Below are 26,141 nucleotides of genomic sequence, written 5' to 3' on the forward strand. Positions count from 1 at the left end.
GGCATCGGGTGTCGGCCGAGAGCCCCACGGCAGTGTGGGGGTCAGGGGTTCGAGTCCCCTCGGCTCCACCTTGAGATAAACGATCAAAGGCTTGCTCGCCGTTCGCGGCGAGCAAGCCTTTGTCGTTTGACCCTCACCTGCCCCCGGGCGGCCGGCCGCAGGGCCAATCATGTGATGCCCATCACCCTCCAGGCGGTGTGGGGATGATGGGCCGGACGGGGCGGCACGGCGCCGCCGCCAATGAGCGACCGGCCTCCGTTCCTCGGCGGCCCAAACGCACGTCCAGCACGTCGCGGAGACCGACGAGGGCAACGGGGCGACCTGCTCGGCGTGGCCGAGCCGTCCTCGGACGGCTCGGCCACGCTTGCGATTCCTCAGGGGTTCACCCGGGTGGCCGGGCTGTCGCCCGGCAGGCCCGACATGTCGGCCTCGACCGGGGGTAACGGCGTGGTGCCGAGGACGCCGCCGTCCGCGGAGTACGCGGTGAGGGTGGCCGGCTGGTCCGGCGGTATCCGGGTGGTGCCGGCGTTCGACGCGTCGAGGGCGACCGTGGCCGGGGGTGCGCCGCCGACCGTGACCGTGACGCGGGCCGCGTTCGGCGGGGCGATCACCCGCACCTGGCCCGTCGGCGTGCGGGTGCCGTTGTCGGTCCGGATTCGCCAGCCGATCGGTCGCTGGTCGGCGCCCTCGGCCGGCAGCAGCAGCCGCAGGTCGGTCCACCAGCCGGTTCGGTCGTCGCCGTGCATGGCGTACGCGATCACCCCGCCGCCGGCAGGCTGCACGGTGAGCAGCGCGGCGGCCTGGCCGTGCTCGCTGCCCGACCAACGCACCCGCACCGTCGTCCGGGCAGCCGGGAGGCGACTGTCGAGGAGCGCCGATTCGACGAAGTTGCGCAGGTTGGCGTCCTCCAGCGGCGTACCTAGGGCGCCCCGTCGGGCGGCGGTGAGCAGGACGTCCATCTCCGGCCAGGTCGGGTCGATCCCGGCGTACGGGCCGCCGCCCAGGCCGCCCTGGTAGAGCACCTGGCCGCCACGGCTGACCCGGACGACGGGTTCGTTCCGAAGCGGCGCGGGGGACAGGACGGCGAACCCAACCCCGCTGCCGTCCGCCCTGGCGAGGTCCTGGTACTCCAGGGTTCCCGTCGGCGTGTACCGAGGGTCGCCACTGATCATCACGGTGGATTCGGCCGGCCCGACGACGACCGCGAATCCGCGCCCGTCGGGACCGGCCTGCATCAGGGTCATCACCGGGTCGCGGGCATCCTCGCTGTGGCCGGCGTAGCGCATCTGTTGGGCACCGGCCCCGGCCGGACCCACGTACCAGACCAGCGCCTCCTTGGTCAGCAGGCCGAAGCGCAGCGGCACCGCGACCAGCGCCACCCGGCGGCCCGGCTGGTCACTGCCGTAGAGCAGACGAATCCGGTCGCGATCGCCGGCCTTCCACATGCCGCCCGGGTCCCAGCCGCCCAGCGGCGTGTCGGTGCTCAGCCGCGGATCGGTGCTGATCCGTGCCCGCAGCGTGTCCAGCCAGGCCTGATCGCCGGCCAGTGCGCCCCGGGGCGGCGCGTCGAGCAGCGCTGTCGGGGCGGCGGCCACCGCGATGCCCGGCACCCACCCGGGCAGGGGCACCACGTTGGCCTGGACCCCGACGAGCGCGGCTACGACCGCGGCGGCCACCGCCGCCCGGATCAGCCGCGTCCGCCGGTGCCGTCGCTCGCGCCGGGCGAACCCCGGCCACGGATCCTCAGGTACGTCGACGCCGTGCGCGGCCTGGCACAGCACAGGATTGAGCGTCGAATTCGCGAAGCTCTCGGTCATGCCAGTTCCTTCTCGAGCCGTACCGGGGACTGCGGGGCGGGCGGGGCAAACTCGACCCGCAGCCGGGCCAACCCGCGCGACGCCTGGCTCTTCACCGAGCCGATGGAGCAGCCGAGAACCTTGGCGGTGTCCGCCTCGCTGAGGTCCTCGAAGTAGCGCAGCACCAGAACCGCCTGGGTCCTGGGCGGCAACCGCCGCAGCGCGGTGAGGAGCAGTTGCCGCTCCTCCACCTGCGCGTACGCGTCCGGCGTCGGCGCGCTGTCGGAGGTCAGCAGCGGCACCTCCAGCGGTCGCCGCCGACGCCGCCAGGAGATCGCCGTGTTGACCATCGCCCGGCGTACGTACACCTCGGGCGCGTCCCTGCGCAGCACTCGCCCCCAGCGCCGATGGGTCTTCTCCAACGCCGACTGCGCCAGGTCCTCGGCTGCCCCCCGGTCGCCGGTCAGCAGGTAGGCCGTTCGGAGCAACGGCCCCCACTGTCGTTGTACGAACAGCCGGAACTGTTCGTCGTCCTCGTGCCGAGTCACGCCACCTCCAGGTCGCGTCCGCCTCGCGTTCACGTGCGGATGCAGAGTGAGACGCGATCGGCGGCGTCCGAGGTTGAGCGGGAAACCGTACGTCGAGACGGATCGGATGGATCTGCCGGCGTCTGGCTCGGGCAGGCGACAGCCGACGGCGCGACGGGGCCACCCGATGTGCCCGGCGGCGGTCCTCCCGGCCGAACGGCGATGACCCACGACACGCTGGACGCGATGGCCGTCGCCGTCGCGCGTAGCGTGATCACGCACCTGGAAACCCTGGGAGGACCGAATCGTGACCCTGTCTACCCCCGCGCCCACGCTCGCGTACTTCGGCGTCGACGCGCTGATCGACGACGACACCCGGGCCCTCCAGGCCGCCGTACGTGGCTTCGTCGACCGGCGGATCCGCCCGGAGATCGCCACCTGGTACGAGGACGGGAGCCTGCCCGTCCGGGACCTGGCCCTCGAACTCGGCGAACTCGGCGTGCTCGGCATGCACCTGAAGGGCTACGGCTGTGCCGGCACCTCCGCCGTCGCGTACGGGCTGGCCTGCTTCGAGCTGGAGGCGGGCGACTCGGGGGTGCGCTCCCTGGTCTCGGTGCAGGGATCGCTCGCCATGTACGCCATCTGGCGGTTCGGCTCCGAGGAGCAGAAGCAGCAGTGGCTGCCCCGGATGGCCGCAGGCGAGGCGATCGGCTGCTTCGGCCTGACGGAACCGGACTTCGGCTCCGACCCGGCCGGCATGCGGACCAGGGCCCGCCGCGACGGGGACGACTGGGTGCTCAACGGCACCAAGATGTGGATCACCAACGGCTCCGTCGCGGATGTCGCCGTGGTGTGGGCCCGCACCGACGAGGGCGTACGCGGCTTCCTCGTCCCCGCCGGCACCCCCGGCTTCACCGCCCCGGAGATCACCCGCAAGCTCTCCCTGCGCGCCTCGGTGACCTCGGAACTCGTCCTCGACGACGTGCGGCTGCCCGCCGACGCGATGCTGCCGGAGGCCGCCGGCCTGTCCGGGCCGCTGTCGTGTCTCAACGAGGCCCGCTTCGGCATCGTCTTCGGGGCGCTGGGCTCGGCCCACGACTGCCTGGAGACGACGATCGCGTACGCCCGTAGCCGCCTGATCTTCGACAAGCCGCTCGCCGCGTACCAGGCCACCCAGCTCAAGTTCGCCGACATGGGGCTTGAACTGGGCAAGGGGATGCTGCTGGCGTTGCAGATCGGCGCGATGAAGGACGCCGGCACCCTCGACCACCGGCAGGTCAGCCTGGGCAAGCTCAACAGCGTGCGGGAGGCCATCGCCATCGCCCGCGAGTGCCGGTCCATCCTCGGCGCGGCCGGGATCACCCTCGACTACCCGGTCATCCGCCACTCGGCCAACCTCGAATCCGTGCTCACCTACGAGGGCACCTCCGAGGTGCATCAGCTGATCATCGGACAGGTGCTGACCGGCCACGCCGCCTTCAAGTGAGCGGGCCCGACCCGGCCGGTGGGCAGGTCTGGGCGTAGGACTCGTTCGCTTACGGCGATGAGCCTCGCGTGCGACGTGGTGCGTGGGCTCCCCGCCGGCGGTTCGTCGTGCGGCCGGCCCGTTAGTGCCAGAACGTTGCCGGACGCGGGAGCGGTCACGTGCCGGTCGGCTGCTCGACGGGGATCAGGACGGTGCTGCCGGACCAGTTGATGTCCTCGTCGGCGATGGCCTTGTCCGGCTCGTCGTCCTCGTCCAGCGTTGAGTAGCTCGCGTAGTAGCGGCCGAAGCCGTACCCGCCGGCCGCCAGGGTGGCCAGCGCCCACGGCCGTAGCTGGTCGCGCAGCTTGGTCGGTGCTCGCCGGTCGACCGGCACCCGGAGGACGCCGAGCAGGTCGTACCACTCGTCCGCAGTGCCGGCGTCGACGATCCGGGAGAGCGAGAACGCGTGCCGCACCTCCGGCTCCCGGCTGATCCACCTGACCTCGTTGAGCATGTCGCCTCCTGCTGCTTGGCAAAGCATCCCAAGGCATCATTGCCGACTACTCCGTTTATATCAACGGATAGTTCGTGGCGTGTCCGTCGACTATGGTCGCGAGTACGGCACCGGCAACGTACGAATGGAGTTGAGATGGCCTCGAACCCCTCAAGGACGCGCCGCAAGTCGACGCCTCCGCCGGCATCGCCGACGGTCCAGGCGTGGGAGCTCGGGATGCGGCTGCGTGAGCGCCGCGAGGATGTGGGGATGACGGCGGTCGCGGCGGGCCGCGCCAGCGGCATCACGCAGGCGTACATCTCCGGGGTGGAGGCCGGTCGGGTCAAGGTGCCCGCCGACCGGCTGGCCCAGCTTGTCAAGATCTACGAGCTCGACCCGTCCGACGCCACCGAGCTGGAAGAGCTGCGGGTCGGTGCCATGCAGCGGGCCTGGTGGCACCAGTACTCGCAGCTCTTCCCCGCCGACTTCCTCCGCTTCCTCGGCTACGAGGCGGGCGCCGAGCACGTCCGCAGCTACCACAACGAACTGCTTCATGGGCTGTTGCAGACCGAGGAGTACGCCCGCGCGGTCATCCGGGGCGGCAATACCTACGTCCGGCTGACCGAGATGGATCGGCGCGTCGCCGTGCGAATGGCGCGGCAGCGGCGGCTGGAGGGTGACCACCCGCTGCGCCTGACCACCGTGATCGCCGAGGGCGCGCTGCGGCAGCAGGTGGGTGGCCAAGAGGTGATGCGAGGCCAGCTCGACCACCTCGACCGGCTGCTGACCGCGCGCCCGGAGCAGATCGAGATCCGGGTGATGCCGTTCGCCGCCGGCGCGCATCCCGCGCTCGGTGGCCCGTTCCAGATTCTGTCGTTCCCGTCGCCCCGGCTGCCCGAACTCGTCTGGCAGGAGGTGCTCACCTCCAGCGACATCATCGACCAGTCGAGCCGGGTCGCGGACTACACGATGACCTTCGCCGAGGCGCGGGAACGGGCGTTAAGCTCGGCGGAATCGCTGGCGCTGATCCGGCGGATCGCCAAGGAGATGACGTGATGGCCTCTCGCCCCGCCCCCGATCGTGATTGGTTCAAGTCCTCCCGCAGCTCCGACAACGCGGCCTGCGTCGAGGTGCGGTTCGTCGGCGGCGCGGTGGACGTCCGCGACACCAAGGACCGCAGCGGCCCGGCGCTCGCCTTCGACGGCAGCTCCTGGCTCAGCTTCCTGGCCGGGATCAAGGCTGAGCCGGCCAGGTAGCGGCCCGGCCTCACTCGGACCCCGAACTTGCCGCCCCTGCGGTGCGGGGCCACGACGGATCAGGCCGCCGGCTCCGGGGCGGGACCCAACCTGCCGGAGTGCGCCATTCAGCATCCGAGACGGCCAGGGTCGATGTTTGAGCCGACCAGTCAGTCGCTGATGGACGGTCGATCGGAAAGCCGACAGACATAACCGCATGCATCGCCGCCTCCGTAGCCTCGTCAGCACCGCACGCCGAGGAGGTTGGGTGTCTGACGTCCGCATCCGGATCGACTTCACGCCGCTCGCCGACGACGACGAGTTCGTCCTCGGTGAGCTGACCGAGGAGCTGGCGGACGACCTCCGCGATGTCGGCGAGGTGGAGCGCGTCGAGCGGCCCGCCACCGACCCGGCTGCCAAGGGCGTCGGAGAGTTGGCGCTCGGCGTGGTGACGGTGCTGGCGGGCGTCGACCCCGGCTACGTGCAGGCCCTCGTCGACGTGGTCCTGGCCTTCCTGCAACGTCACACCGGCCGTCGGGTGCACCTGCGGGTCGGTGACATCGAGCTGACCATCGACCGGCCCACCCACGGCCAGACCGACGAGCTGATCAGGACGGTGCGGGCCGCGATCGAACGGACCCGCCGCTGATGGGTCGGCACGCCCTGCTGCTCGGCACGGCCGCCTGCCACGTCGACCGCGAGCTTGCGCCCCTACCCTCGGTACGACAGGACGTCTCGCAGCTCAAGGCGTTGCTGGACGGGGCCGGCGAGTTCGACACCGTACGCGCCGAACTGGACCTGCCGGCCGCGCACCTGCGGCAGGTCGTCGAGGAGTTCTACGGCGCACGGCGCAACGGCGACCTGGCGCTGCTCTACTACTCCGGCCACGGCGTGCTGCACGGCGACGGGCAGTCGCTGTTCCTGGCCGCGACCGACACGGTCTGCGGGCAGTTGCACGCGACCGCCTTCGACACCGACGGCACCCTGCGTCATCTGCTCAACCACACCAGGGCCAGCCAGAAGGTGGTCCTCCTCGACTGCTGCTTCTCCGGCGCGTTCACGACCCGGCACCGTTTCCGGGGCGGAGTGCGCGAAGAGCCGCGCCGCGCCAAGCGTGAGCGTGGCACCTTCATGCTGACCTCCAGCACCCACCTGAAGGCGTCGAAGGCGCAGGGACCGGACCAGCCGTCGATCTTCACCGAGGTGCTCCTCACCGGCCTGCGGGGCGTGGCCGAGGGGACGGCGGACGACGGCTGGATCACCACCAACGACCTCTCCCGGTACGCCCTGACCGAGATGGCCCGGCGTCGTCAGCACAGCCCGGTCGAGTCGAGTGAGGGAGTCACCGAGCCGATCCGGCTGGCGACCGTGCCCGGGTCCGCCGCCGCCGCGAGGCAGGTCGCAGTCGCCCCGGCCACTCCGGCGGACGAGGCGCCGTTCGACGCGGACCAGTGGCGTCGCCTGGTGACCTACTACGTCAACTGCATGCAGCGGTCGACCGTGCTGCAGTCCCTCATCGATCCCCAGGCAACCGGCACGTACGTCGCGGCTCCGCCCGGGTCCGAGGCCGTCCTCACCTCGGACACGCCCGTCCGGCTGGGCGGTACGGCCGCCAAACTCGCCGCGCGGGCCCGCGCCGACGGCAGGGAGGTGCAGTACGGCTATCCGATCGTCGCCATCCGGCCCGGCCGGGGCAGACCGCCACGGCTCGCCCCGCTCCTGGTCTGCGATGTCACCGTCGGCGCGGACGACGTCCTGCACGCCTCCTTTCCGCCCCGTCCCAGCTCAGCCCTCGTCGACCTGTTCCAGCTCTCCGAGGTGGAAGCCGACGAGCTGCGGCAACGCGTCGAGCAGGTCTTCGTACCGGGTGACCCCGCCGCCCTGGTCGCCACCGCCGATGTGCTCATGAAGACGTTCGGGCTGACCCCGGTCGTCGAGCTCGACCCGGCGACGCTGGCCGGCACCATCCGCCCGGGACCGGTGAGCCGGGTCCAGAACGCGGCCATCCTCTACACCGTCGACGCCACCGAGTCGCCGCAGCGGCAGCTCGTCGACGACCTACGGGGCATGGTCAAGAATCCGAGGCTCATCGAGCGGACCGCCCTGGGCGCGCTGGCGCTCCGCCCCGACGAGGTGCCCCCGACGCCGGTCGTGACGGTGGCGATGAGCGCCACGAACGAGGCGCAGGAAGAGATCATCCAGGCGGCCATGTCGCAGCCCTTGACCGTCGCCCAGGGGCCGCCGGGCACCGGCAAGAGTCAACTGGTCACCGCCCTGTTGGCCACCGCCACCGCCGCCGGCCAGAGCGTGCTGATCGGTTCCACCAGCAATCAGGCCGTCGACTCGGTGCTCGGCCGGGTCACCGACCTGATCGGTCCGGGCCTGCTGCTGCGTACCGGCAACAAGGAACACCGGCTGCAGGAACCGAAGCATCTCGCCGACATCCTCGCGACCTATCCGCAGGCAGAGCCGCACGCCATGCCGGACGACCGTACCCCGCTGCACGAGCTGCGACTGTTGGCCGAGGAGGCGGCCGGCCTCCGTGGGAGGCTCGACGAGCTACGTCTGCTCGAACGCGACCTCGCCGAGCTGGCCGTCGAGCGTGACGCTGACCCGGGCGCCGGGGCGGCCACCCTGCCGGACGACGACAGGGCTCTGGCGCGGCTCGTCGACCTGACCGATCGAGCGCTCGCCAGCACGTGGTTCGGGTGGTGGTACCGGTGGCGGCTGCGGGCGTACCGGGTCGTCGACCGGGACGCCGTCGAGGCGCTCGCCGAGCGGGCCGTGATCGAGCTGCGTTGGCGCGAACGCCGGCAGCGTATCGCCGAGCTGCCCGACGCCGAGGCTTCCTGGCGAAAACTCGTCAGCCTGGTCGGCACCGACAGACCCACCCGCAGCATCGAGCTGTTGCGGGCGCAGATCGCCCGCCGGGTGGCCGCGGGAGCGCGCCTGTTGCAGGACCGGGCCGACGAGACGGCCAAGCCGCAGTCGGACAGCTGGGCCTACTTCCCCGAGCTGCTGCGGGTGCTGCCGGGCTGGGCGGTGACCGCGCTCTCCGCCCGGCGGTTGCGCAGAAGCCCCGCCTTGTACGACCTGGTGGTGATCGACGAGGCGGCGCAGTGCGCCATTCCCGCGATCCTGCCCATGCTCTACCGCGCCAAGCGGGCACTGATCATCGGCGATCCGCGACAGCTCGCGCCCGTCGTGGACCTGCCCGAGGCCGACGACGTCACCGAGCGGGCCCGGGCCGACCTGAGCAGCGGATGGCTGACCGCCCGTCGGCTCACCTACACGGGCCACTCCGCGTACGACGCGTTCGCCGCAGCGGCGGGCGCGACGCACCTTCTCGACGAGCACTACCGGTGTCACCCGGACATCGTCGAGGTGCCGAACCGGGAGATCTACCAGGGGCGGCTCACCGTGCTGACCGACCCGGCCCGGCTGGCCGCTCCGGCCGAGCCGGCGGTGCGCTGGCGCGACGTCCCCGGAAAATTCAGCCCCGGGGCGACCGGTTCCGGGCGCAACCAGGTGGAGATCGATCAGGTCGTCAGCGAGGTGGCGCGACTGCGGGCGGCGTACCCCGATGCCTCGATCGGGGTGGTCACGCCGCTCGCCGCGCACCAGCGTCGCCTGGCCGCGGCCCTGGGCGACGCCGGCCTCACCGACAATCTGCTCTGCGCGACCATCCACAAGTTCCAGGGCAGCGAACGGGACATCATGGTCGTCTCGCCGGTCGGGGCGCACGGCATCCCGGACCGTACCCGAGGCTGGCTCGTGCATCAGACCAACCTGTGGAATGTCGCCATCACCCGGGCCCGGTCCCAACTCGTCGTGGTCGGCGACCGTTCGTGGTGGTTGGCGCAACGTGGACTGCTCACCGCACTGGCCCTCGGCCGGGAGGCCGCCGACAGGGCGCCTGATGCCGCAACGGCGGCCACCGACCGGCTGCATCGTGCCCTCAGGGAATCCGGCCTCGCCGTGCGGCGTGACGCCCCCCTGGCCGGCCGGACCGTCGACCTCCTGGTGCGCCACGCGGACGCCGAACTGGCCGTCGTCGTTGACGATCCGGCGGGCGATTCCGACGGCCGGGGACTGCGTAAGGTGCTCGCCCAGCTCGACATCACCGCCGGCCTCACCCCCGTCCGTCGGGTACCGGCCTGGCGTTGTCTCGCGGAGCCGGAGCAGGTAGCGGCCGAGCTGACCGAGGACCTGCGCCGCTCGGCAGGAACGGACGCCCGGGAAGGGTAATGCCGGTTATGTGGAGAAATTCCGAGCGCCCTGTCCAAGTGCTTCCCAGCAACGCCCTGCTTTCCTTGGAGGACGTTGTTCCGCCATCCGGTGTGGTTGCTGTGGCCCGCCTGGAGGGGGCTGCGATGTCGGACGTGGACGGCGTGTTCGAGCAGTTCTCTGACGAGCTGCGGTTTCCGAGCTACTTCGGCTCGACGGCGAACCGGCCGTAGCCGCTCCTTTGGGCGTCGGCCGCGATGTTCAGCCGCCAGAGGCCCGAGCGCAGGTCGTCGTGATTGCGGCCCCACGGTATGTCGAGGAAGGCCATCAGAAAGCCGACCAGCCGGGCGCCGTCATAGCTCAGCCTCCGCCCGGGACCGCCCTCCGACCGGCCCGGGGCATGCCCCGGCGGGCGCCGGTCGAAGGGCGTTCACCCCTCATCGGTGTGTAACGGGCTGGCTCATCCCGTCCAGCGGATGCCCTCGGCGATCCGGAGCAACTCACCCGTCGGCGGTGCCGTGGGCGCGGTCGGACGAATCCGCTCGGGCTCGTGCAGGAGCACGGACAACCGGCCGCCGTGGAAGCCGTCGACGATCACCGTCCTGCCCCGGTTCAACAGGTACGTCGGCAGGCCCTGGACATCCCGGTCCGCGCGCTCGCCCAGTTCCATCCCCGTCGGCTCCGACCCTGCCGGCACCCAGCGGATCGAGTACCCGACGCCGTAGTCGATCGTGGGCCGGTCGGTGGGGATCCCGTCCTCGGTCAGTCCCTGGACCGGTTTCCGGTCGAGCGCCCGGCCGGAGCCCTCCCGGTAGGTGAGGCCGGACGCGGTGCCGTCGAGGGCCGCGACGAGGCGCTGCCCTCGCGGCAGGTAGCTCGGCGCGAACGAGACGCGCACCGTCCCGGCCACGGTTTCGCCGATGCCCTCGGCGATCCGCTTCGCCGTCTCGCCCAGCTTCTCCGTACGCGGACCGCCGGGCTGCCCGACGCCGTACTCGAAGTCGACCCAGCGGCCCGAGGGAAGCGGGAACAGCACGAGGGCGCGGGTGTTCCGGACCGCCATCCTGCCGGTGCGGCCATTGACGACCACCGGCTCCCAGCCATTCCCGGACAGCGGAGGCTGCCACCCGGAGTAGTCCACGTCGACCCGCAGGTAGGGGCCGCCGTCCATCGGGTAGAGCACCCTCTGGCCACCCGGGCCGCACGTCCGCATCGGCGGGGCCAGATTCGTCGGCAGCCAGCCGAAGCTCAGCCGGCACGGCTGCGGCTGGACGGGCCCGGCGGCGGCGGCGTCGACCCCGTCGGTCGCCGGCGTCGCCCCGACCGGCGGGATCGGAAGCCGTTGGACCAGCAGCCCGCCGCCGGCCAGCACCAGCACGGCCGCGCCGGCCGCTCCCGCCACCGCGAACCGCCGACGGCGGCGGCTCCGCCGCACCCCGGCCCGGATTCCGGCCAGAACCTCCGTGGGGTCTGGAGAGTGGCGCTCCCGCTCGGCCAGTGCTCGACTCAGTGGTGTATTCATCGGCTCTCCTCCAGTTCGAGTTCCAATCTGAGGGCGGCGAACGCGCGGGCCCGGTAGACCCGGACCGATCCGACGGCGCACTGGAGGACCTCGGCGATCTCCGGGTCGGAGAGGTCCTCGTAGTAGCGCAGCACCAGCACCGCCCGCTGCCGTTCCGGCAGTGCGGCGAGCCGGGCCCACAGGTCGTCGCGTTCGGCGTGCCCGACGGCGTGGTCGGGGCCGTGTTCGACCGGGGCCCGCCGGGCCTCGAACAGGGCCGCCCGTCGGGCCTTGCGCCGGTGCCAGGACAGGTACTCGGTGAGCACCATCCGCCGCAGGTAGAGGTCCGGCCGGTCCATCCGGCTGATCCGGTCCCAGCGGGCGTGCGCGCGGATCAGCGCGTCCTGCACCACGTCCTGAGCCAGGTCCCGGTCCCCGGCCAGCACCGCCGCGTACCGCAGCAGGGCCGGCAGTCGGGCACCGATCACCTCGTCGAAGCTCTCCATCCGGTCCACCTCCGGCGGGGAAACGTCACGGGGCGGGCGGAAGGTGACAGCCGGCGGCGGTCGAGTCTCCGCCACGTACGCCGGCCGAGCCGGGGCGGTCGTGTTCGTCGGCCCGGCCCTGCGCCCCCGACGACCGGACGGACCTGGACCATCGGCCTCTTTGCGCGCCACGCGGATGTCGAACTGGCCGTCGTCGTCGACGATCCGGCGGGGGCTTCCGACGGCCGGGGACTGCGTAGGGTGCTCGCCCAGCTCGACATCACCGCCGGCCTCACCCCCGTCCGTCGCGCACCGGCCCGGCGTTGCCTGGCGGAGCCGGAGCAGGTAGTGGCCGAGCTGACCGACGAACTGCGCCGGTTGGCAGGAACGGATGCCCGGGCACGGTGATGTCGGTCAGCCCGTGGCTGGGGAAAAGCAATCGACATTGGGTGATTCAGTCCGCTGCTAAGCACCGAAATGCCCGTTGTGTGGTAGCAAGTTGTAGCTGCCCCTTTACATAGGGCGACTTCTATCCCTACTGTCTGCGTACTGTCAGACGTGATCACGGGGGTCGTCGGTGGCTGGTGGGTATCTGCCTGCGCGCGTAGCGCGGGCTCGAACAGGCTCTTTAGACGCTGGCTGGCTGTGGCGATGACAGCGGCCACCATCCTCACGGCGCTCGTGGCGCCCGCCGCCCCGGCTGCCGCCGGGGAGCCGAACCCTGATGGCTCCCGCACGTTGGAGCAGACGATCGAGCCGGCCCGGGTGCCCATCGAGCGCGGCGGCGAGGCCACCGTCGGCATCGAGAACGCCGACGGCACCAGCGCCATCCGACGCACCCACCGGCAGCCGGTCCTCCGCTCGGGCCTCGGACTCTGGTTCAACCCGCCCACACCATGACGTCCCCTGTCCCGTACGCCTGGCTCATGTTCTGACGCGGGCCAGGCGCGCGGGGATCGGGTGCGCCCCTTCCGCGCCTGAACGACGGGCTGAGGCGATCTGAGGTCGGTTTTCCTCGACCGACCCGGTCGACCCCCTGGCCCACCACTCGCTACCCCACAGACCTCTTGGAGGTGATCCGGTGACGCCTGACCTTTTTCCGGCTACTCCCCGTTCACTAAGGCGAACGGTGCGTACTTTGTTCGTCGCGTCGGTGGCGGCTGCGGTGGCCGCCACCGCGTTGCACGCTCCCGCGTCCGCCCGTCCGTCCGCCGAGGGCTACACGCCACGACGATCCGCATCGATCAAACCGGTGCAGGTCAGTAAGGTCCGGGCGCCGGCGGTGCCGCAGCGCCCGGCGCCGCGCGGTGGCGCGTCGGCACCGGTCTGGCCGGCTGCCGGCGTCGCCACCGTGGACCTGGCGGCTGACGGCGCGCCCTCGTCGGCCGGTAGCCTGCCGGTGCGGGTGGCGCCGTCTGACACAGCAGTTCGTGCGGTGGCGCCCGGACCGCGACGGGTACGCGTCGAGGTGCTGGATCAGGAGGCCAGCGCTCAGGCCCGGGTGAGTGGCCTGCTGCTGCGGATCGCCCGCGCGGACGGGGTGCCCAACGCCGGCGAGGCCCGTGTCACGGTCGACTACCGGTCGTTCGCCGGCGCGTACGGTGCGGACTGGGCGAGTCGGTTGCGCCTTGTGTCGCTCCCCGACTGCGCCCTGGTCACTCCCACGGCCAAGCGCTGCGCCGGTACGCCGTTGCCCTCCCGCAACAATCCGGCCGACCGGACGGTGTCGGCGAGTGTGCCGGCGGGCCCGAGCGGCTCCCTGGTGGCGGTGTCGGCCGCCACGAAGGGGCCGGCCGGCGATTTCGCGGCCACCTCGCTCCAACCGTCCTCGACGTGGGCGGCGGGAGGCAATTCGGGTGCCTTCATCTGGTCGTATCCGATGCGGGTGCCCCCGGCCCTGGGTGGGCCGGCGCCCCAACTGTCGCTCAACTATTCGTCCCAGGCCGTTGACGGCCGGCACGCCGCGTCGAACAACCAGCCGTCGTGGGCGGGTGAGGGGTTCGAGGCCTCGCCCGGCGGATACATCGAACGGCGCTACCAGCTCTGCGCCGAGGACATGGACGGCTCGGCGAACAACAGCACCAAGACGGGTGACCTGTGCTGGGAGACCGACAACGCGGTCCTGTCGATGAACGGCCGGTCCGGTGAGCTGATCTACAACGCGAGCGAGGGGCGCTGGCATCTGCGGGACGACGACGGGTCCCGCATCCAGCGGGTCACCGGGGCCAGCAACGGCGACAACAACGGCGAGTACTGGGTGCTCACCACCACCGACGGCACGCAGTACTGGTTCGGCGCGCACCGGCTGCCCGGCTGGGTCGCGGGAAACCCGGTGACGAACTCCACCTGGACCGCTCCCGTCTTCGGCAACGACCCGGGCGAGCCGTGCCACGCGACGGCGTTCGCGGATTCGGACTGCGTCCAGGCGTGGCGGTGGAACCTGGACTACGTGGTGGACCTGCACGGCAACTCCGCCTCGTACTGGTACGTCAAGGAGTCCAACAAGTACGCCCGCAACCTGGACCTGAGTGACGCCGCCGGCTACGACCGGGGAGGCTGGCTGGATCGGATCGACTACGGCACCCGCCGCGAGAACGGCGTGGAATCGGCGCTCGGCTCGGCCGCGCCGCTGCGGGTCGACCTCGCGGTGGCAGACCGGTGCCTGAGCAGCTGCACCACCCACGACGCGGCGCACTGGCCGGACACCCCTTGGGACACCGACTGCGCCGGCGCGACCTGCGACGACTTCGCGCCGACCTTCTGGACGACCAAGCGACTGTCCACAGTGACCACACAGGTCCGCAGCGGCAGTGGCTACGACGACGTCGAACGGTGGACGCTGGCGCACACCTTCCCCGACCCCGGCGACGGGACCAGGGCCGGCCTGTGGCTCGACAAGGTCTCCCACGTCGGTCTGGTGGGTGGCGCGGCCAGCCTGCCCGACATCGAGTTCACCCCCGTGCAACTGTCCAACCGGGTGGACACGATCGACTTCGCCGCGGCGATGAACTGGATGCGCATCGCGAGGATCCGCACCGAGTCGGGAAGCACCACGAGCGTCAGCTACTCGGCGCCGGACTGCATCGCCGGCAGCACGCCGACGCCGCACACGAACATCCGGCGCTGCTACCCCGTGATCTGGACGCCGGAGGGCTACGCGAATCCAGTGACCGACTGGTTCCACAAGTACGTCGTGACCACCATCTTCGAGAACGACAACACCGGCGGGGTGCCGCCGCAGGGCAGCCCCCGGGTGGCCTACTCGTACAGCTATCTCGACGGCGCGGCCTGGCACTACAACGACGACGACGGAATGATCGACAAAAAGCGGAAGACGTGGTCGGACTTCCGTGGCTACGGCCGGGTCGGGGTGACCACGGGCGATCCCGGCGAGCAGACGTACACGGAGACCCGCTACTTCCGGGGCATCAACGGGGACCGGGCCACTCCGACGGGTGGGACCAAGGCGGTCAGCGTCGACGGGATCGCCGACGAGGACTGGTACGCGGGGATGATCCGCGAGTCCAAGACCCTCAACGGGCCCGGCGGGGCGGTGGTGTCCCGGGAGACCAACGACCCGTGGTCATCATCGCCGACCGCCACCCGGACGATCAACGGCGACACCGTCACCGCGAGGTTCAACCGGGTCGCCACGACACGGCGGTACACCACCCTGGACGCCGGCCGGGGCGAGCGGGTGACCAAGACGACCAGCACCTTCGATTCGTACGGGATGCCGATCAGCGTCGATGATCTCGGCCAGGACGGGGTCGCCGGCGACGAGCAGTGCACCAAGACCGACTACAGCCCGCGCAACACCGCCGCGTGGTTGGTCGACCGGCCGCAGAAGGTGCAGCGGTACGCGGTGGCCTGCGCCCAGACGACCGGCACCCTGACCGAGGACGACATAATCGGCACGACCCGTACCTCATACGACGGGAACGCCTTCGGGACCGCGCCGACCCGTGGCCTCTCCACCCGCAGCGAGGAGATGGCGACGTGGAACAGCGGCAACCCCACCTTCACCACCGTCGGGCAGGCGGGGTACGACGCACAGGGGCGGCTCACCTCGTCCCGGGACGCGATGAACGCCGAGACGCAGACCGCGTACACCCCGGCCACCGGCGGCCCCGTCACCTCGATGACCGTCACCAACCCGCTGCTGCACGTCGCGACCACGACGCTGGCCCCGGCGTGGGGGTCGGCGACGGCGACCGTGGACGCCAACGGCAAGCGCACCGATCTCGCCTACGACGGGCTCGGCCGGCTCACCGCCGTGTGGAAGCCGGGTCGCGTCAAGGGCACCGACAGCGCCGACCTGACGATCGCCTACCTGGTCCGTAACGATGCGGCCACCGTCGTGACGACGGCGAAGCTGAACCCGCAGGGCGGCTACCTCACAACCCACGCCCTGTACGACGGGTTGCTGCGCGCCCGGCAGACCCAGGCGCCGTCCCCGTCGGGCGGCCGGTTGCTCACCGACACCTTCTACGACACCGCTGGTCGACAGGTGCGGACCTTCGAGTCGTACCACGCGACCGGCCTGCCGGGCACCACGCTGGTGACCGCGACGGAGCGGGCGTTCGTACCCAGTCAGAACCGGACGGTCTACGACGGTGCCGGCCGGATCACCGCGTCGGTCTTCCAGCCGTACGACGTCGAGCGGTGGCGGACCAGCACCTACTACGCGGGGGACCGGGTCGATGTCACCCCGCCGGCCGGTGGCACCGCCACCTCGACGCTCACCGACGCCCGTGGCCGCACCGTGGCGATGCGGCAGTACCACGGGGCGATCCCGACCCCGGCCACGGCCGGAAGTTGGGACACCACCACGTACACCTTCAACCGCAAGGACCAGCGGGTCTCGATCGGCGACGCCGCGAGCAACATGTGGCGCTACACGTACGACATCCGGGGCCGCCAGAGCCGGGTCGAGGACCCCGACCGGGGCCCGACCGACTTCACCTACGACAACGCCGGGCGGATCGCCACCAGCACCGACGCCCGGGGCGAGACCCTCGCCTACCTGTACGACTCGCTGAACCGCAAGCGTGCCGTCTACGACGACAGCGTCGGCGGCACGATGCGCGCCCAGTGGGTGTACGACACCCTCGCCAAGGGGCAACTCACCCAGAGCACCCGGTTCGCGGGAACGAGTTCCTACCAGGTGAAGGTCACCGGCTACACCGACACCTACCAGGCCACCGGCACCCAGGTCGTGATCCCCACGGCCGAGACCGGCCTGGGCGGCACCTACAACTTCGCCAACACGTGGAACCCCGACGGATCGCTGGCCTCGAACAGTCTGCCGTCCACCAACGGCGACCTGCCTGCCGAGACGCTCTCCCGCGGCTACGACAACCTGGGGCTGCTGACCACGCTCAGCGGGCTCTACGGAACGACCAACCTCTCGTACGTCGCGGACACCGACTACAACGCGCTCGGCCAGATCGACCAGTACGACCTGTACACCGGCTCCGGCGGGCACGTCTTCCAGGCGTTCACCCGGGAACTGGAGACCGGCCGGCTGACCGGCATCCGCACCGACCGGGACTCGGTCGCCCCGTACACGGTGGCCGACGTGCGCTACACCTTCGACAACGCCGGCAACGTCCGCAAGGTCCAGGACGTGGCACCCAACCCGGTCGACGACACCCAGTGCTTCGACTACGACTACCTGCGTCGGCTCGTCCAGGCATGGACGCCCACCTCGGGCAACTGCGCCACCGCCCCCACAGTCGCCGGGCTGGGCGGCCCGGCCCCGTACTGGAGCAACTGGACCTTCGACAGTGCCTCCGTGGGCAACCGGCGCACCCAGACCGACCACACCGTCGGCGGGGACGCCACCACCACCTACAACTACCCGGCCCCCGGCAGCGCGCAACCGCACACCCTCACCTCCACCACCGGCGCCCGCACCGGGTCCTACACCTACGACCCCGCGGGCCACACCCTCACCCGTCCCACCACCTCGGCGGGCACCCAGACGCTCACCTGGGACGCCGAGGGGCAACTGGAAACCTCCACCGACACCACCGGCGTGACCCGCTACATCTACGACGCGGACGGCAACCGGCTGGTCCGCCGCGACCCCACCGGCAGCACCCTCTACCTGGCGGGCCAGGAACTGCGCCGGACCGCCAGCACCAACACCGTCGCCACCACCCGCTACTACACGCAGGGCGCCAACGTCGTCGCCTCGCGGACGGCGGCCGGCCTGACCTGGATCGCCGGTGACCACCAGGGCACGGCGCAGGTCGCCGTCAACGCGTCGACCCAGGCGGCGACCGTGCGCCGGCAGACGCCGTACGGCGAGGACCGGGGGGCCGTGCCGACGTGGCCCAACAGCAGAGGCTTTGTCGGTGGGACGAAGGACAGCACCGGCCTGACGCATCTGGGCGCCCGGGAGTACGACCCGATCGCCGGTCGGTTCCTGTCCGTCGACCCCGTCATGGACGAGGGCGATCCGCAGCAGTGGCAGGCGTACTCGTACGCCAACAACTCCCCGGTCACGATGAGCGACCCGGACGGCCTGTCGCCGTGCGAGCCCGGCGAGGACTGCGGCGGTTACAAGCCCGGCTGTGAGCGGTGCAACATCAAGGAAAAGGAGAACAACCCCTGCTGGCCGGCGAAGAACTGCGACCCGCCGAAGAAGCCGGCGGACAACAAGGGTGACGACGCGAAGGACAAGCCGAAGCCGCCGCCCCCGCCGAAGAAGACGCGGCCGGACTACGAGATCACGGCGGAGAAAATGGCGAAGGCCTTCGACATCGCGAGCACGGTGCTCGGTCTGCTGCCCGGCTTCATCTGCCAGCCCTGCGCAGTGCTCGGGATGATCGCCGGCACCATGGCCGGGGTGCTCTTCCTGGTGGCCGGCAAGATCGGCGACGCCATCAAGGCCTTCGGCGGCGCGCTGCTCGGCATGGTGCTGGGTGAGGCGGGAAAGATGCTCTCCAGTAAGTTGCTGGTGAAGAAGTTCGGCGGGCAGTTCTTCGACGTCGCTTATTCGATCAAGAACAAGGTGCAGCACTACCGGTTCGTTCCGTCCGCCATCCGGAGTCAGATCAATGCCGCGATCGATACCATCACCGCTGGCATCGGGACGCTCTACAACGCGCTCGTCCCACCGACAGGCTGATCGACATGAGCTCACGTGCTTAGGAGGACAGGTGTCGGTATCGCTGAGACCGCCGCGCGGAATGCGGATCATCGTCGCGGCTCTCTTCGGAACCATGCTGATCTGCGGTGCCGTCCTGCTCGATGCTCGCCTGAACGCCACTGTCGAGCAGCGGGTCAGCGAGGGGACAGCGGTGACCGGCCGGGTCGTGCAGGCAAACCGGCTCTGGCTCAGCCGTTCGTACTCGGTGACCCGGATGACCGTGGCGTACACCGTCGACGGGGTGGCGTACCAGCATCGGTTCTCCAGCGAGCTCGACCAGGGTCGGCGCCACGCCGGGGAGGAGCTCACGGTGTACGTCGACCGCAACGATCCGTCCAAGGCGGCCACGGCTGAGGGGTACGCGACGGAGGACCTGCTGCTCCAGTTGCCCGACCTGCTCGGGGTTGCCGGGGGCCTGGCGATCGTGGCGGCGCTCGTCTGGATCAAGACGGGTGGCCGCGCTCCCGGTACCAGCTGACCGGCTGCCGCCCTGCTCCTCGTCGCGGAGCGGGGCGGCAGCCCTAACCAGCCCGACGGCCATCCGGCCGGACGCGCTCCGACCCGTTCATGCACCCACCGCCGACCGGTCCTCCAGCCGGGCCTCGGACTCCAGTTCAACCCGCCCACGCCCTGACAGTCGCGTCGCACGCGCTCCTGGCCCACGTCCGACGTGGGCCAGGAGCGGGGCCCCGTGCGCCCGGCGGCGTTCTGAACCGTCGCCGGCGCACTGCCGGAGAGCACCCGCACACGGCCCGTCGGCGGCCGATCCAGCTCGGACCCTCAGCCCGCCTGGGCCAGGGGTGGCAGGACCCATCTGATCGCGGTTTTCGCGGACACCTCGGGGAGCACATGATGGACACAGTCCACCTGCCTTATCTCTCGCCTTCACGTAGACGCCGAGCGCGACTGGTGACAGCCGCCTTCGTCTCGGCGCTCATGGTCACCGGGCTGGTCAACGCGCCCACGCCCGCGGCGGGTTCGACGTCGTATCGGCCGCCCGCGCCGGAGGCCGTGCCGGTGGTGCCGGTGTCCCCCGTGGCCGTGGGCAAGTCGGCGGCACCGGCGGCGATGCCCGACGCAACCCGCAAGTTAGCCCCCGTGTGGCCGGCCGCGGGGGTCGCCGAGGTCACCGTCGGAGACCTCGCGGCCAAGCCGTCCCCGGCGGGTGCGCTCCCGGTGCGGATAGCGCCGTTGACCTCGGGGGCGGTGTCGGCGGCCGGTCGGACGCTCGCGCCCGCCGCCGCCCCGTCCCGGGTGCGGGTGGAGGTGCTGGACCGGGCGGCCACGGAGCGGGCGGGCGTTCGGGGGCTCCTGCTGCGGGTGGGCCGGGCCGACGGTGCGGCGAGTGCCGGCAGCCTGCGGATGTCCGTGGACTACGGGGCGTTCGCGACCGCGTACGGCGGAGACTGGGCGGCGCGGCTGCGCCTGATGTCGATGCCGGCGTGTGCGCTCAGCGAGCCGACTGGCAAGGCCTGCGTCGGCATACCCCTGCGGTCGACGAACGATCTGAAGACGCGCACCGTCTCGGCGACCGTGCCGGTGTCGGCGACCAACGACCTGGTGGCCCTGACCGCGGGCGACTCGAGCAGCGCGGGTGACTTCAAGGCGACCTCCCTCCAGCCGTCGTCGACCTGGACGGCCGGCGGCAACTCCGGCGCCTTCAACTGGTCGTACCCGATGCGGGTTCCACCGTCGCTCAGCGGGCCTGTACCGAGCTTGGAGCTCTCCTACTCGTCACAGTCCGTGGACGGCCGGCAGGCGGCGAGCAACAACCAGCCTTCCTGGATGGGCGAGGGGTTCGAGGCGAACCCCGGTGGCTACATCGAGCGACGCTATCTCGGCTGCGGCCAGGACATGGACGGCTCGGCCAACAACAACACGAAGACCAGCGACCTGTGCTGGGAGACCAGCAACGCCACGCTCTCCCTGGCTGGCCACTCCGGCGAGCTGATCTACAACTCGACCGAGGACCGCTGGCACCTGCGGTCGGACGACGGGTCGCGGATCGAGCGGAAGACGGGCGCGAGCAACGGCGACAACGACGGCGAGTACTGGGTGGTGACCACCACCGACGGCACCCAGTACTGGTTCGGTGCCCACCGGCTGCCCGGCTGGGCCTCCGGCGACCCGGTCACCAACTCCACGCTGACCGCCCCGGTGTTCGGCAACGACCCGGGCGAGCCTTGCCACGCGACCGCGTTCATCGACTCCGACTGCACCCAGGCGTGGCGGTGGAACCTCGACTACGTGGTGGACGTGCACGGCAACTCCGCCTCGTACTGGTACACCAAGGAGACGAACAAGTACGGCCGCAACCTCGACAAGACCGACGCGGCCTCCTACGACCGCGCCGGCTACCTGAACCGCATCTCCTACGGCACGCGCCGCGCAGGTGGCGTGGAGTCGGTGTTGGGCACCCCGGCGCCGGCCCAGGTGGTCTTCGGGGTCGCCGACCGCTGCCTGTCGAGCTGCACGACCCACGACGAGGCGCACTGGCCGGACACGCCGTGGGACCAGCAGTGCACCGGATCCGACTGCGGCACGGTCTTCTCGCCGACGTTCTGGAGCACCAAGCGGCTCTCGACCATCACCACCCAGGTACGCGCCGGCAGCGCCTACTCCGACGTCGAGCGGTGGACGTTCACCCACACGTTCCCGGACCCGGGTGACGGCACCCGGGCCGGGCTCTGGCTGTCGAAGATCTCCCACGCCGGGCTGGTCGGAACGACCACCACCGTGCCGGACATCGAGTTCACCGGGGTGCAGCTCGCCAACCGGGTGGACACGATCGACTTCGCCGCCGCCATGAACTGGTGGCGGATCGCCGCGATCCGCACCGAGACCGGCGGCACCATCAACGTCACCTACTCCGACCCGGACTGTGTGGCCGGGCAGACCCCGACGCCCCAGACGAACACGAAGCGCTGCTACCCGTCGGTCTGGACGCCGGAGGGTTACGCCAACCCGGTCACCGACTGGTTCCACAAGTACGTGGTCACCACGGTCTACGAGCAGGACAACACGGGCGGGACACCGCCGCAGGGCAGCCCCCGGGTGGTGCACACCTATTCCTACCTCGACGGCGCGGCGTGGCACTACAGCGACGACGACGGCCTGATCGAGAAGAAGTACAAGACGTGGTCGAGCTACCGCGGCTACGGCCGCGTCGGGGTGACCACCGGTGACGCGGGGGAGCAGACCTACACCGAGACCCGCTACTTCCGGGGCATGGACGGCGATCGGGCCGCGCCGTCGGGGGGCACCAAGACGGTCACCGTCGACGGGTTCGCCGACGCGGACTGGTTTGCCGGCCTGACCCGTGAGAGCAGGACACTCAACGGGCCGGGCGGAGCGGTGGTCTCCCGTCAGACCAACGAACCGTGGGGTTCTGCGGCGACCGCCAGCCGCACCTTCAACGGGGACACCGTGACTGCCCGGTTCGCCCGGATCGCCACGACCCGCAACTACACGACCCTGGACGGGGGCCGTGGCGAACGGGCCACCAGGACCACCACCACCTTCGACTCGCTCGGCATGGCCACCCAGGCCGACGACTTCGGCCAGGACGGGGTCGCCGGTGACGAACAGTGCACGAAGACGGACCGCACCCCGCGCAACGACAGCCTCTGGCTGATGGACAAGGTGCACCGCACCCAGACGTACGCGGTGCAGTGCTCCGCCACCACCGGAACCCTGACCGAAGCTGCCGTGATCGGCGACGAGCGGGTCAGCTTCGACGGCCAGGTCTTCGAGACCGCGCCCACCCGGGGCCTGGCGACGAAGACCGAGAAGATGACGGCCTGGAACGCCGGGACGCCGGCCTTCTCGATCGTCTCGCAGGGCACGTACGACGCGTACGGCCGGGTCACCGAGGGGTGGGACGCGCTGAATGCCAAGACCACCACGGCGTACACCCCCGCCACCGGTGGTCCGGTGACGGCGACCACCGTCACCAACCCGTTGCTGCACGTGGCGACGACGACGGTGAACCCGGCTTGGGGCAGCAGCTCGTCGGTCGTCGACGCCAACAACAAGCGGACCGACCTCGCCTACGACGGGCTGGGGCGCCTGACCTCGGTGTGGCTGCCCGGCCGCGACAAGGCGACCCAGACGGCCAATTCCACCTTCAGCTACCTGATCCAGAACAACGCGGCCACGGTGGTCTCCTCCTCCCAGTTGAACGCGGCGGGGGCATACACCACCGCCTACGCGTTCTACGACGGCCTGCTGCGCCCTAGGCAGTCCCAGGCGCCCTCTTCTTCGGGCGGCCGGCTGCTCACCGACACCTTCTACGATTCCGCGGGCCGGGAGGTCAGGACCTTCGGCGCCTACCATGCGACCGGAGCGGCCGGCACAACCCTGGTCACCGCCACCGAGGCGGCGCTCGTCCCGACGCAGACCCGGACGGTCTTCGACGGCGCCGGCCGCTCCGTCGCCTCGGTCTTTCAACCCTTCGCGGCGGAGCGGTGGCGGACCTCGGTCGCCTACGGTGGCGACCGGGTGGACATCACCCCACCCGCCGGGGGCACGGCGACTTCCACGATCACCGACGCCCGCGGTCGGAAGGTCTCGACGCGCCAGTACCACGGCGCGGTGCCGACGCCGGGCACGGCCGGCTCCTGGGACACGACGTCCTTCACCTACAACAGCAAGGGGCAGCACACCGGCGTCACCGACGCCCTGGGCAACCAGTGGACCTACGGGTACGACCTGCAGGGGCGCAAGACCACGCAGACCGACCCGGACACCGGTCTCACCACCCTGACCTATGACACCGGCGACCGACTCACCTCCTCCACCGACGCCCGCAACAAGAAGCTGGTGTACGTGTACGACGCCCTCGGGCGCAAGCGGATGCTGTACGAGAACGCGGTCGGGGGGCCCCTGCGGGCGCAGTGGTCCTACGACACGATCGCCAAGGGACGGCTGTCGCAGACGACCCGGTTCGTCGGCGGCGCCTCCTACCAGAACAAGATCATCGGTTACACCGACAAGTACCAACCGACCGCCGCCCAGGTGGTGATTCCGCCCTCGGAGACCAACCTGGCGGGCACCTATAACTACACCTACACCTACAACGTCGACGGCAGCCTCGCCTCGACAGGCCTGCCCTCCGACGGCGGCGACCTGCCGGCGGAGACCCTCTCCTATACCTACAGCACCCTCGGCCAGCCGACCACTATGACGTCGTTGTACGACTCGACCAACCTGTCGTACGTGGCCGGCACGGCCTACAACGCACTCGGCAAGCTCACCCAGCTCAGCCTCGACACCGACAACCTCGCCGGTAACCGGGTGTCGCAGGCGTTCACCCACGAACTGGAGACCGGGCGGCTGACCGGCGTCCGAGTGGACCGGGACAGCGTCGCGTCCGAACACGCTCTCCGACGTCCGCTTCACCTACGACCACGCCGGCAACATCAAGAAGGCGGTGGACGTCACTCCGAACCCGGTGGACGACACCCAGTGCTACACCTACGACTACCTGGGTCGGCTCACCGAGGCGTGGACGCCGAGCGCTGGTGACTGCGCCGCCGCGCCGTCGGCCACCGCGCTCGGCGGGCCGGCACCCTACTGGAACTCCTGGACGTTTGACCTGGTGGGCAACCGCAAGACGCAGGTCGCGCACGCCGCAAGCGGAAACACCACCACGAACTACAACTACCCGGCTGCGGCAGCCGCGCAGCCGCACGCGCTCTCGACGACCACCACGGGCTCGCTGACCAGGAACTACCGCTACGACGCCGCCGGCAACACGACCTGCCGGCCGGCGGGCAGCGCGACGAACACCTGCCCGACCGGTGCCGGTTCCCAGGTGCTGACCTGGGATCCAGAGGGGCATCTGGAGACCAGCACAGACGCGACGGGGGCCACCACCTACATCTACGACGCCGACGGTAACCGGCTCATCCGCCGCGACCCGGCCGGCAAGACCCTTTACCTGGCGGGTCAGGAACTACGCTACACCAACAGCACCGGGGCTACGACCTGCACGCGTTACTACGCGTTCGCTGGTCAGACCGTAGCGTCCCGAACGGCGTCGGGCCTGACCTGGCTCGCCGCCGACCACCAGGGCACGTCGAACGTGTCGGTCAGCGCAAACGCCGCGCAGACCGCGACGGTGCGCCGGCAGGACCCCTACGGCAACCCGCGTGGCGGCAGCCCGACCTGGGCCAACGACAAGGGCTTCGTCGGCGGCACCATCGACAACACCGGGCTGACCCACCTCGGCGCCCGCGAGTACGACCCCGCCACCGGCCGGTTCGTCTCCGTCGACCCGGACTTCAATCTGCAGGACCCGCAGTCGTGGACCGGATACGGGTACAGCAGCAGCTCACCGGTCACCTACAGCGACCCGAGCGGGTTGAGGGAGTGCGCCGGCTCCTACACCTGCGACGGCGAGAACGAGGGAGTGAACCAGACGCCCGTCCGGGACGAGTGCTACAACTACACCGGTATCGCCCAGCGTAACTGCGAGGAGAACGGCGGCGGGCAGAACACGAGCGCCGGGGAATCCACGGGTGGCTCGGGGTCCGGCAACAATCCATCGGCGAACGTGCCGAACATCCCGGCGGAGCGGGCGGAGACTGCACGCAGAAGAATCCAGCTTGTCATCAGCCAAAATCCGGACACCTGGAATGTGCCTGGCACACCTGCTTACAAAGCGATCATCGTTCACCTCAGGTTCGCTGTGTACGGATCGCCTAGCCTCAAGGACTACTGGGAGGCGCTGGACGGGTTTGTGGCCTCCACCGTCGTTGCCACGGCCGGCGCCGTCCTCTGTGCGGGAACGGCTGGGGCAGGCTGCCTGCTCGCCGTCGGGGCGTTGGCGGGTATTGCGGGTCAATGCGCGGACGACTGCGAGGACACCCAAGCCGTTGCCTTGGCGGCGGTGCTCGGGGCCGCGACCGGCGGCCGGCCGGCACCGGTGCTCCGGGGCTGGCAGAGTCAGCGGTTCCAATTTGGCAATCAGCAGTTCTTGCTCGACAAGAAGGGGATGGAGCACGTCTTGACCCGGCATCACCTGAGTTACTGGGATGGCTCTGTCAAGGCGCAGCAGACCTTCTTCGATCCCTCGATGAGCGCAGACGAAGTCCAGTTGGCGATCGGTAGTGTCATGCGGCAGAATCGCGATACGCTCATGCGGCGCGGCTCGAGCGGCATGTATCAAATCCAGGGAACTGTAGACGGCGTTGAATATGTTCTTGGTCTCAATAATGGCCGTGTTGGGCAGTTCTATCCAGTAAAGTAGG

Annotated in this window: 16 protein-coding genes and 1 pseudogene; 11 read left to right on the forward strand and 6 right to left on the reverse strand. The window is 70.5% G+C overall.

Translation table 11 applies throughout. The annotated features are described in order from the left end of the window. Nucleotides 1-374 precede the first annotated feature (374 nt). The gene (locus ABT023_RS17895) at nucleotides 375-1,817 is read right to left on the reverse strand and encodes a hypothetical protein (RefSeq protein WP_350886747.1); all 1,443 of its coding nucleotides are present in this window, start codon (nucleotides 1,815-1,817) and stop codon (nucleotides 375-377) included. After that, nucleotides 1,814-2,344, reverse strand: coding sequence for a SigE family RNA polymerase sigma factor (locus ABT023_RS17900; protein WP_350886749.1), 531 nt, complete (start codon nucleotides 2,342-2,344; stop codon nucleotides 1,814-1,816). Before ABT023_RS17900 ends, ABT023_RS17895 begins: the two co-directional genes overlap by 4 nt. Nucleotides 2,345-2,681: 337 nt before the next feature. Here ABT023_RS17900 and ABT023_RS17905 point away from each other — a divergent pair, with 337 nt between their 5' ends. Beyond that, the gene (locus ABT023_RS17905) at nucleotides 2,682-3,809 is read left to right on the forward strand and encodes an acyl-CoA dehydrogenase family protein (RefSeq protein ID WP_502890706.1); all 1,128 of its coding nucleotides are present in this window, start codon (nucleotides 2,682-2,684) and stop codon (nucleotides 3,807-3,809) included. 154 nt (nucleotides 3,810-3,963) lie between these two features. Here ABT023_RS17905 and ABT023_RS17910 read toward each other — a convergent pair whose 3' ends face one another. After that, nucleotides 3,964-4,302, reverse strand: coding sequence for a hypothetical protein (locus ABT023_RS17910; RefSeq protein WP_350886754.1), 339 nt, complete (start codon nucleotides 4,300-4,302; stop codon nucleotides 3,964-3,966). A 216-nt stretch (nucleotides 4,303-4,518) separates the two neighbouring features. Between ABT023_RS17910 and ABT023_RS17915 the strand changes: the two genes are divergently transcribed. The 4 genes from ABT023_RS17915 to ABT023_RS17930 all read left to right on the forward strand — a co-directional run bounded on the left by ABT023_RS17915 (nucleotide 4,519) and on the right by ABT023_RS17930 (nucleotide 9,764). Continuing rightward, nucleotides 4,519-5,337: a helix-turn-helix domain-containing protein gene (locus tag ABT023_RS17915; protein WP_350886757.1), complete on the forward strand. Its 819-nt coding sequence runs from the start codon at nucleotides 4,519-4,521 to the stop codon at nucleotides 5,335-5,337. Continuing rightward, nucleotides 5,337-5,537, forward strand: coding sequence for a DUF397 domain-containing protein (locus tag ABT023_RS17920; RefSeq protein WP_350886760.1), 201 nt, complete (start codon nucleotides 5,337-5,339; stop codon nucleotides 5,535-5,537). Before ABT023_RS17915 ends, ABT023_RS17920 begins: the two co-directional genes overlap by 1 nt. Nucleotides 5,538-5,784: 247 nt before the next feature. Then, nucleotides 5,785-6,165 carry a hypothetical protein gene (locus ABT023_RS17925; protein WP_350886762.1) on the forward strand — a complete coding sequence of 127 codons (381 nt, stop codon included), beginning with the start codon at nucleotides 5,785-5,787 and terminating at the stop codon, nucleotides 6,163-6,165. Next, nucleotides 6,165-9,764: an AAA domain-containing protein gene (locus tag ABT023_RS17930; RefSeq protein WP_350886764.1), complete on the forward strand. Its 3,600-nt coding sequence runs from the start codon at nucleotides 6,165-6,167 to the stop codon at nucleotides 9,762-9,764. The genes ABT023_RS17925 and ABT023_RS17930 overlap by 1 nt, the downstream gene beginning before the upstream one ends. Before the next feature lie 190 nt (nucleotides 9,765-9,954). Here ABT023_RS17930 and ABT023_RS17935 read toward each other — a convergent pair. The 3 genes and pseudogenes from ABT023_RS17935 to ABT023_RS17945 form a co-directional block, all read right to left on the reverse strand. Then, nucleotides 9,955-10,110 (reverse strand): annotated as a pseudogene (locus ABT023_RS17935) (GNAT family N-acetyltransferase); the annotation flags it as partial. 93 nt (nucleotides 10,111-10,203) lie between these two features. Then, on the reverse strand, nucleotides 10,204-11,265 hold the full coding sequence (locus tag ABT023_RS17940) for a hypothetical protein (protein WP_350886767.1): 1,062 nt from the start codon (nucleotides 11,263-11,265) through the stop codon (nucleotides 10,204-10,206). Then, the gene (locus tag ABT023_RS17945) at nucleotides 11,262-11,750 is read right to left on the reverse strand and encodes a SigE family RNA polymerase sigma factor (protein WP_350886769.1); all 489 of its coding nucleotides are present in this window, start codon (nucleotides 11,748-11,750) and stop codon (nucleotides 11,262-11,264) included. Before ABT023_RS17945 ends, ABT023_RS17940 begins: the two co-directional genes overlap by 4 nt. 240 nt (nucleotides 11,751-11,990) lie before the next feature. On the opposite strand from ABT023_RS17945, the gene ABT023_RS17950 reads away from it, so the two are divergent. From ABT023_RS17950 to ABT023_RS17975, 6 genes are all read left to right on the forward strand, one after another. Next, on the forward strand, nucleotides 11,991-12,137 hold the full coding sequence (locus ABT023_RS17950; protein WP_350886772.1) for a hypothetical protein: 147 nt from the start codon (nucleotides 11,991-11,993) through the stop codon (nucleotides 12,135-12,137). Between the two features lie 237 nt (nucleotides 12,138-12,374). Next, nucleotides 12,375-12,629: a hypothetical protein gene (locus tag ABT023_RS17955; RefSeq protein ID WP_350886774.1), complete on the forward strand. Its 255-nt coding sequence runs from the start codon at nucleotides 12,375-12,377 to the stop codon at nucleotides 12,627-12,629. A gap of 535 nt (nucleotides 12,630-13,164) precedes the next feature. Continuing rightward, a complete protein-coding gene (locus ABT023_RS17960; RefSeq protein ID WP_350886777.1) occupies nucleotides 13,165-18,867 on the forward strand; it encodes an RHS repeat domain-containing protein in 5,703 nt (1,900 codons plus the stop codon). A 31-nt stretch (nucleotides 18,868-18,898) separates the two neighbouring features. Then, nucleotides 18,899-19,366, forward strand: a complete 468-nt coding sequence (locus ABT023_RS17965; RefSeq protein WP_350886779.1) for a DUF3592 domain-containing protein — start codon at nucleotides 18,899-18,901, stop codon at nucleotides 19,364-19,366. 431 nt (nucleotides 19,367-19,797) lie between these two features. Then, nucleotides 19,798-24,414 carry an RHS repeat protein gene (locus ABT023_RS17970; RefSeq protein ID WP_350886781.1) on the forward strand — a complete coding sequence of 1,539 codons (4,617 nt, stop codon included), beginning with the start codon at nucleotides 19,798-19,800 and terminating at the stop codon, nucleotides 24,412-24,414. Further along, nucleotides 24,320-26,140 (forward strand): RHS repeat-associated core domain-containing protein, encoded by a 1,821-nt coding sequence (locus ABT023_RS17975; protein ID WP_502890704.1) that lies wholly within the window; start codon nucleotides 24,320-24,322, stop codon nucleotides 26,138-26,140. The genes ABT023_RS17970 and ABT023_RS17975 overlap by 95 nt, the downstream gene beginning before the upstream one ends. The last annotated feature ends 1 nt before the right edge of the window (nucleotide 26,141 follow it).

The sequence above is a fragment of the Micromonospora sp. NPDC002296 genome (genome assembly GCF_040296145.1).
GTDB lineage: Bacteria > Actinomycetota > Actinomycetes > Mycobacteriales > Micromonosporaceae > Micromonospora.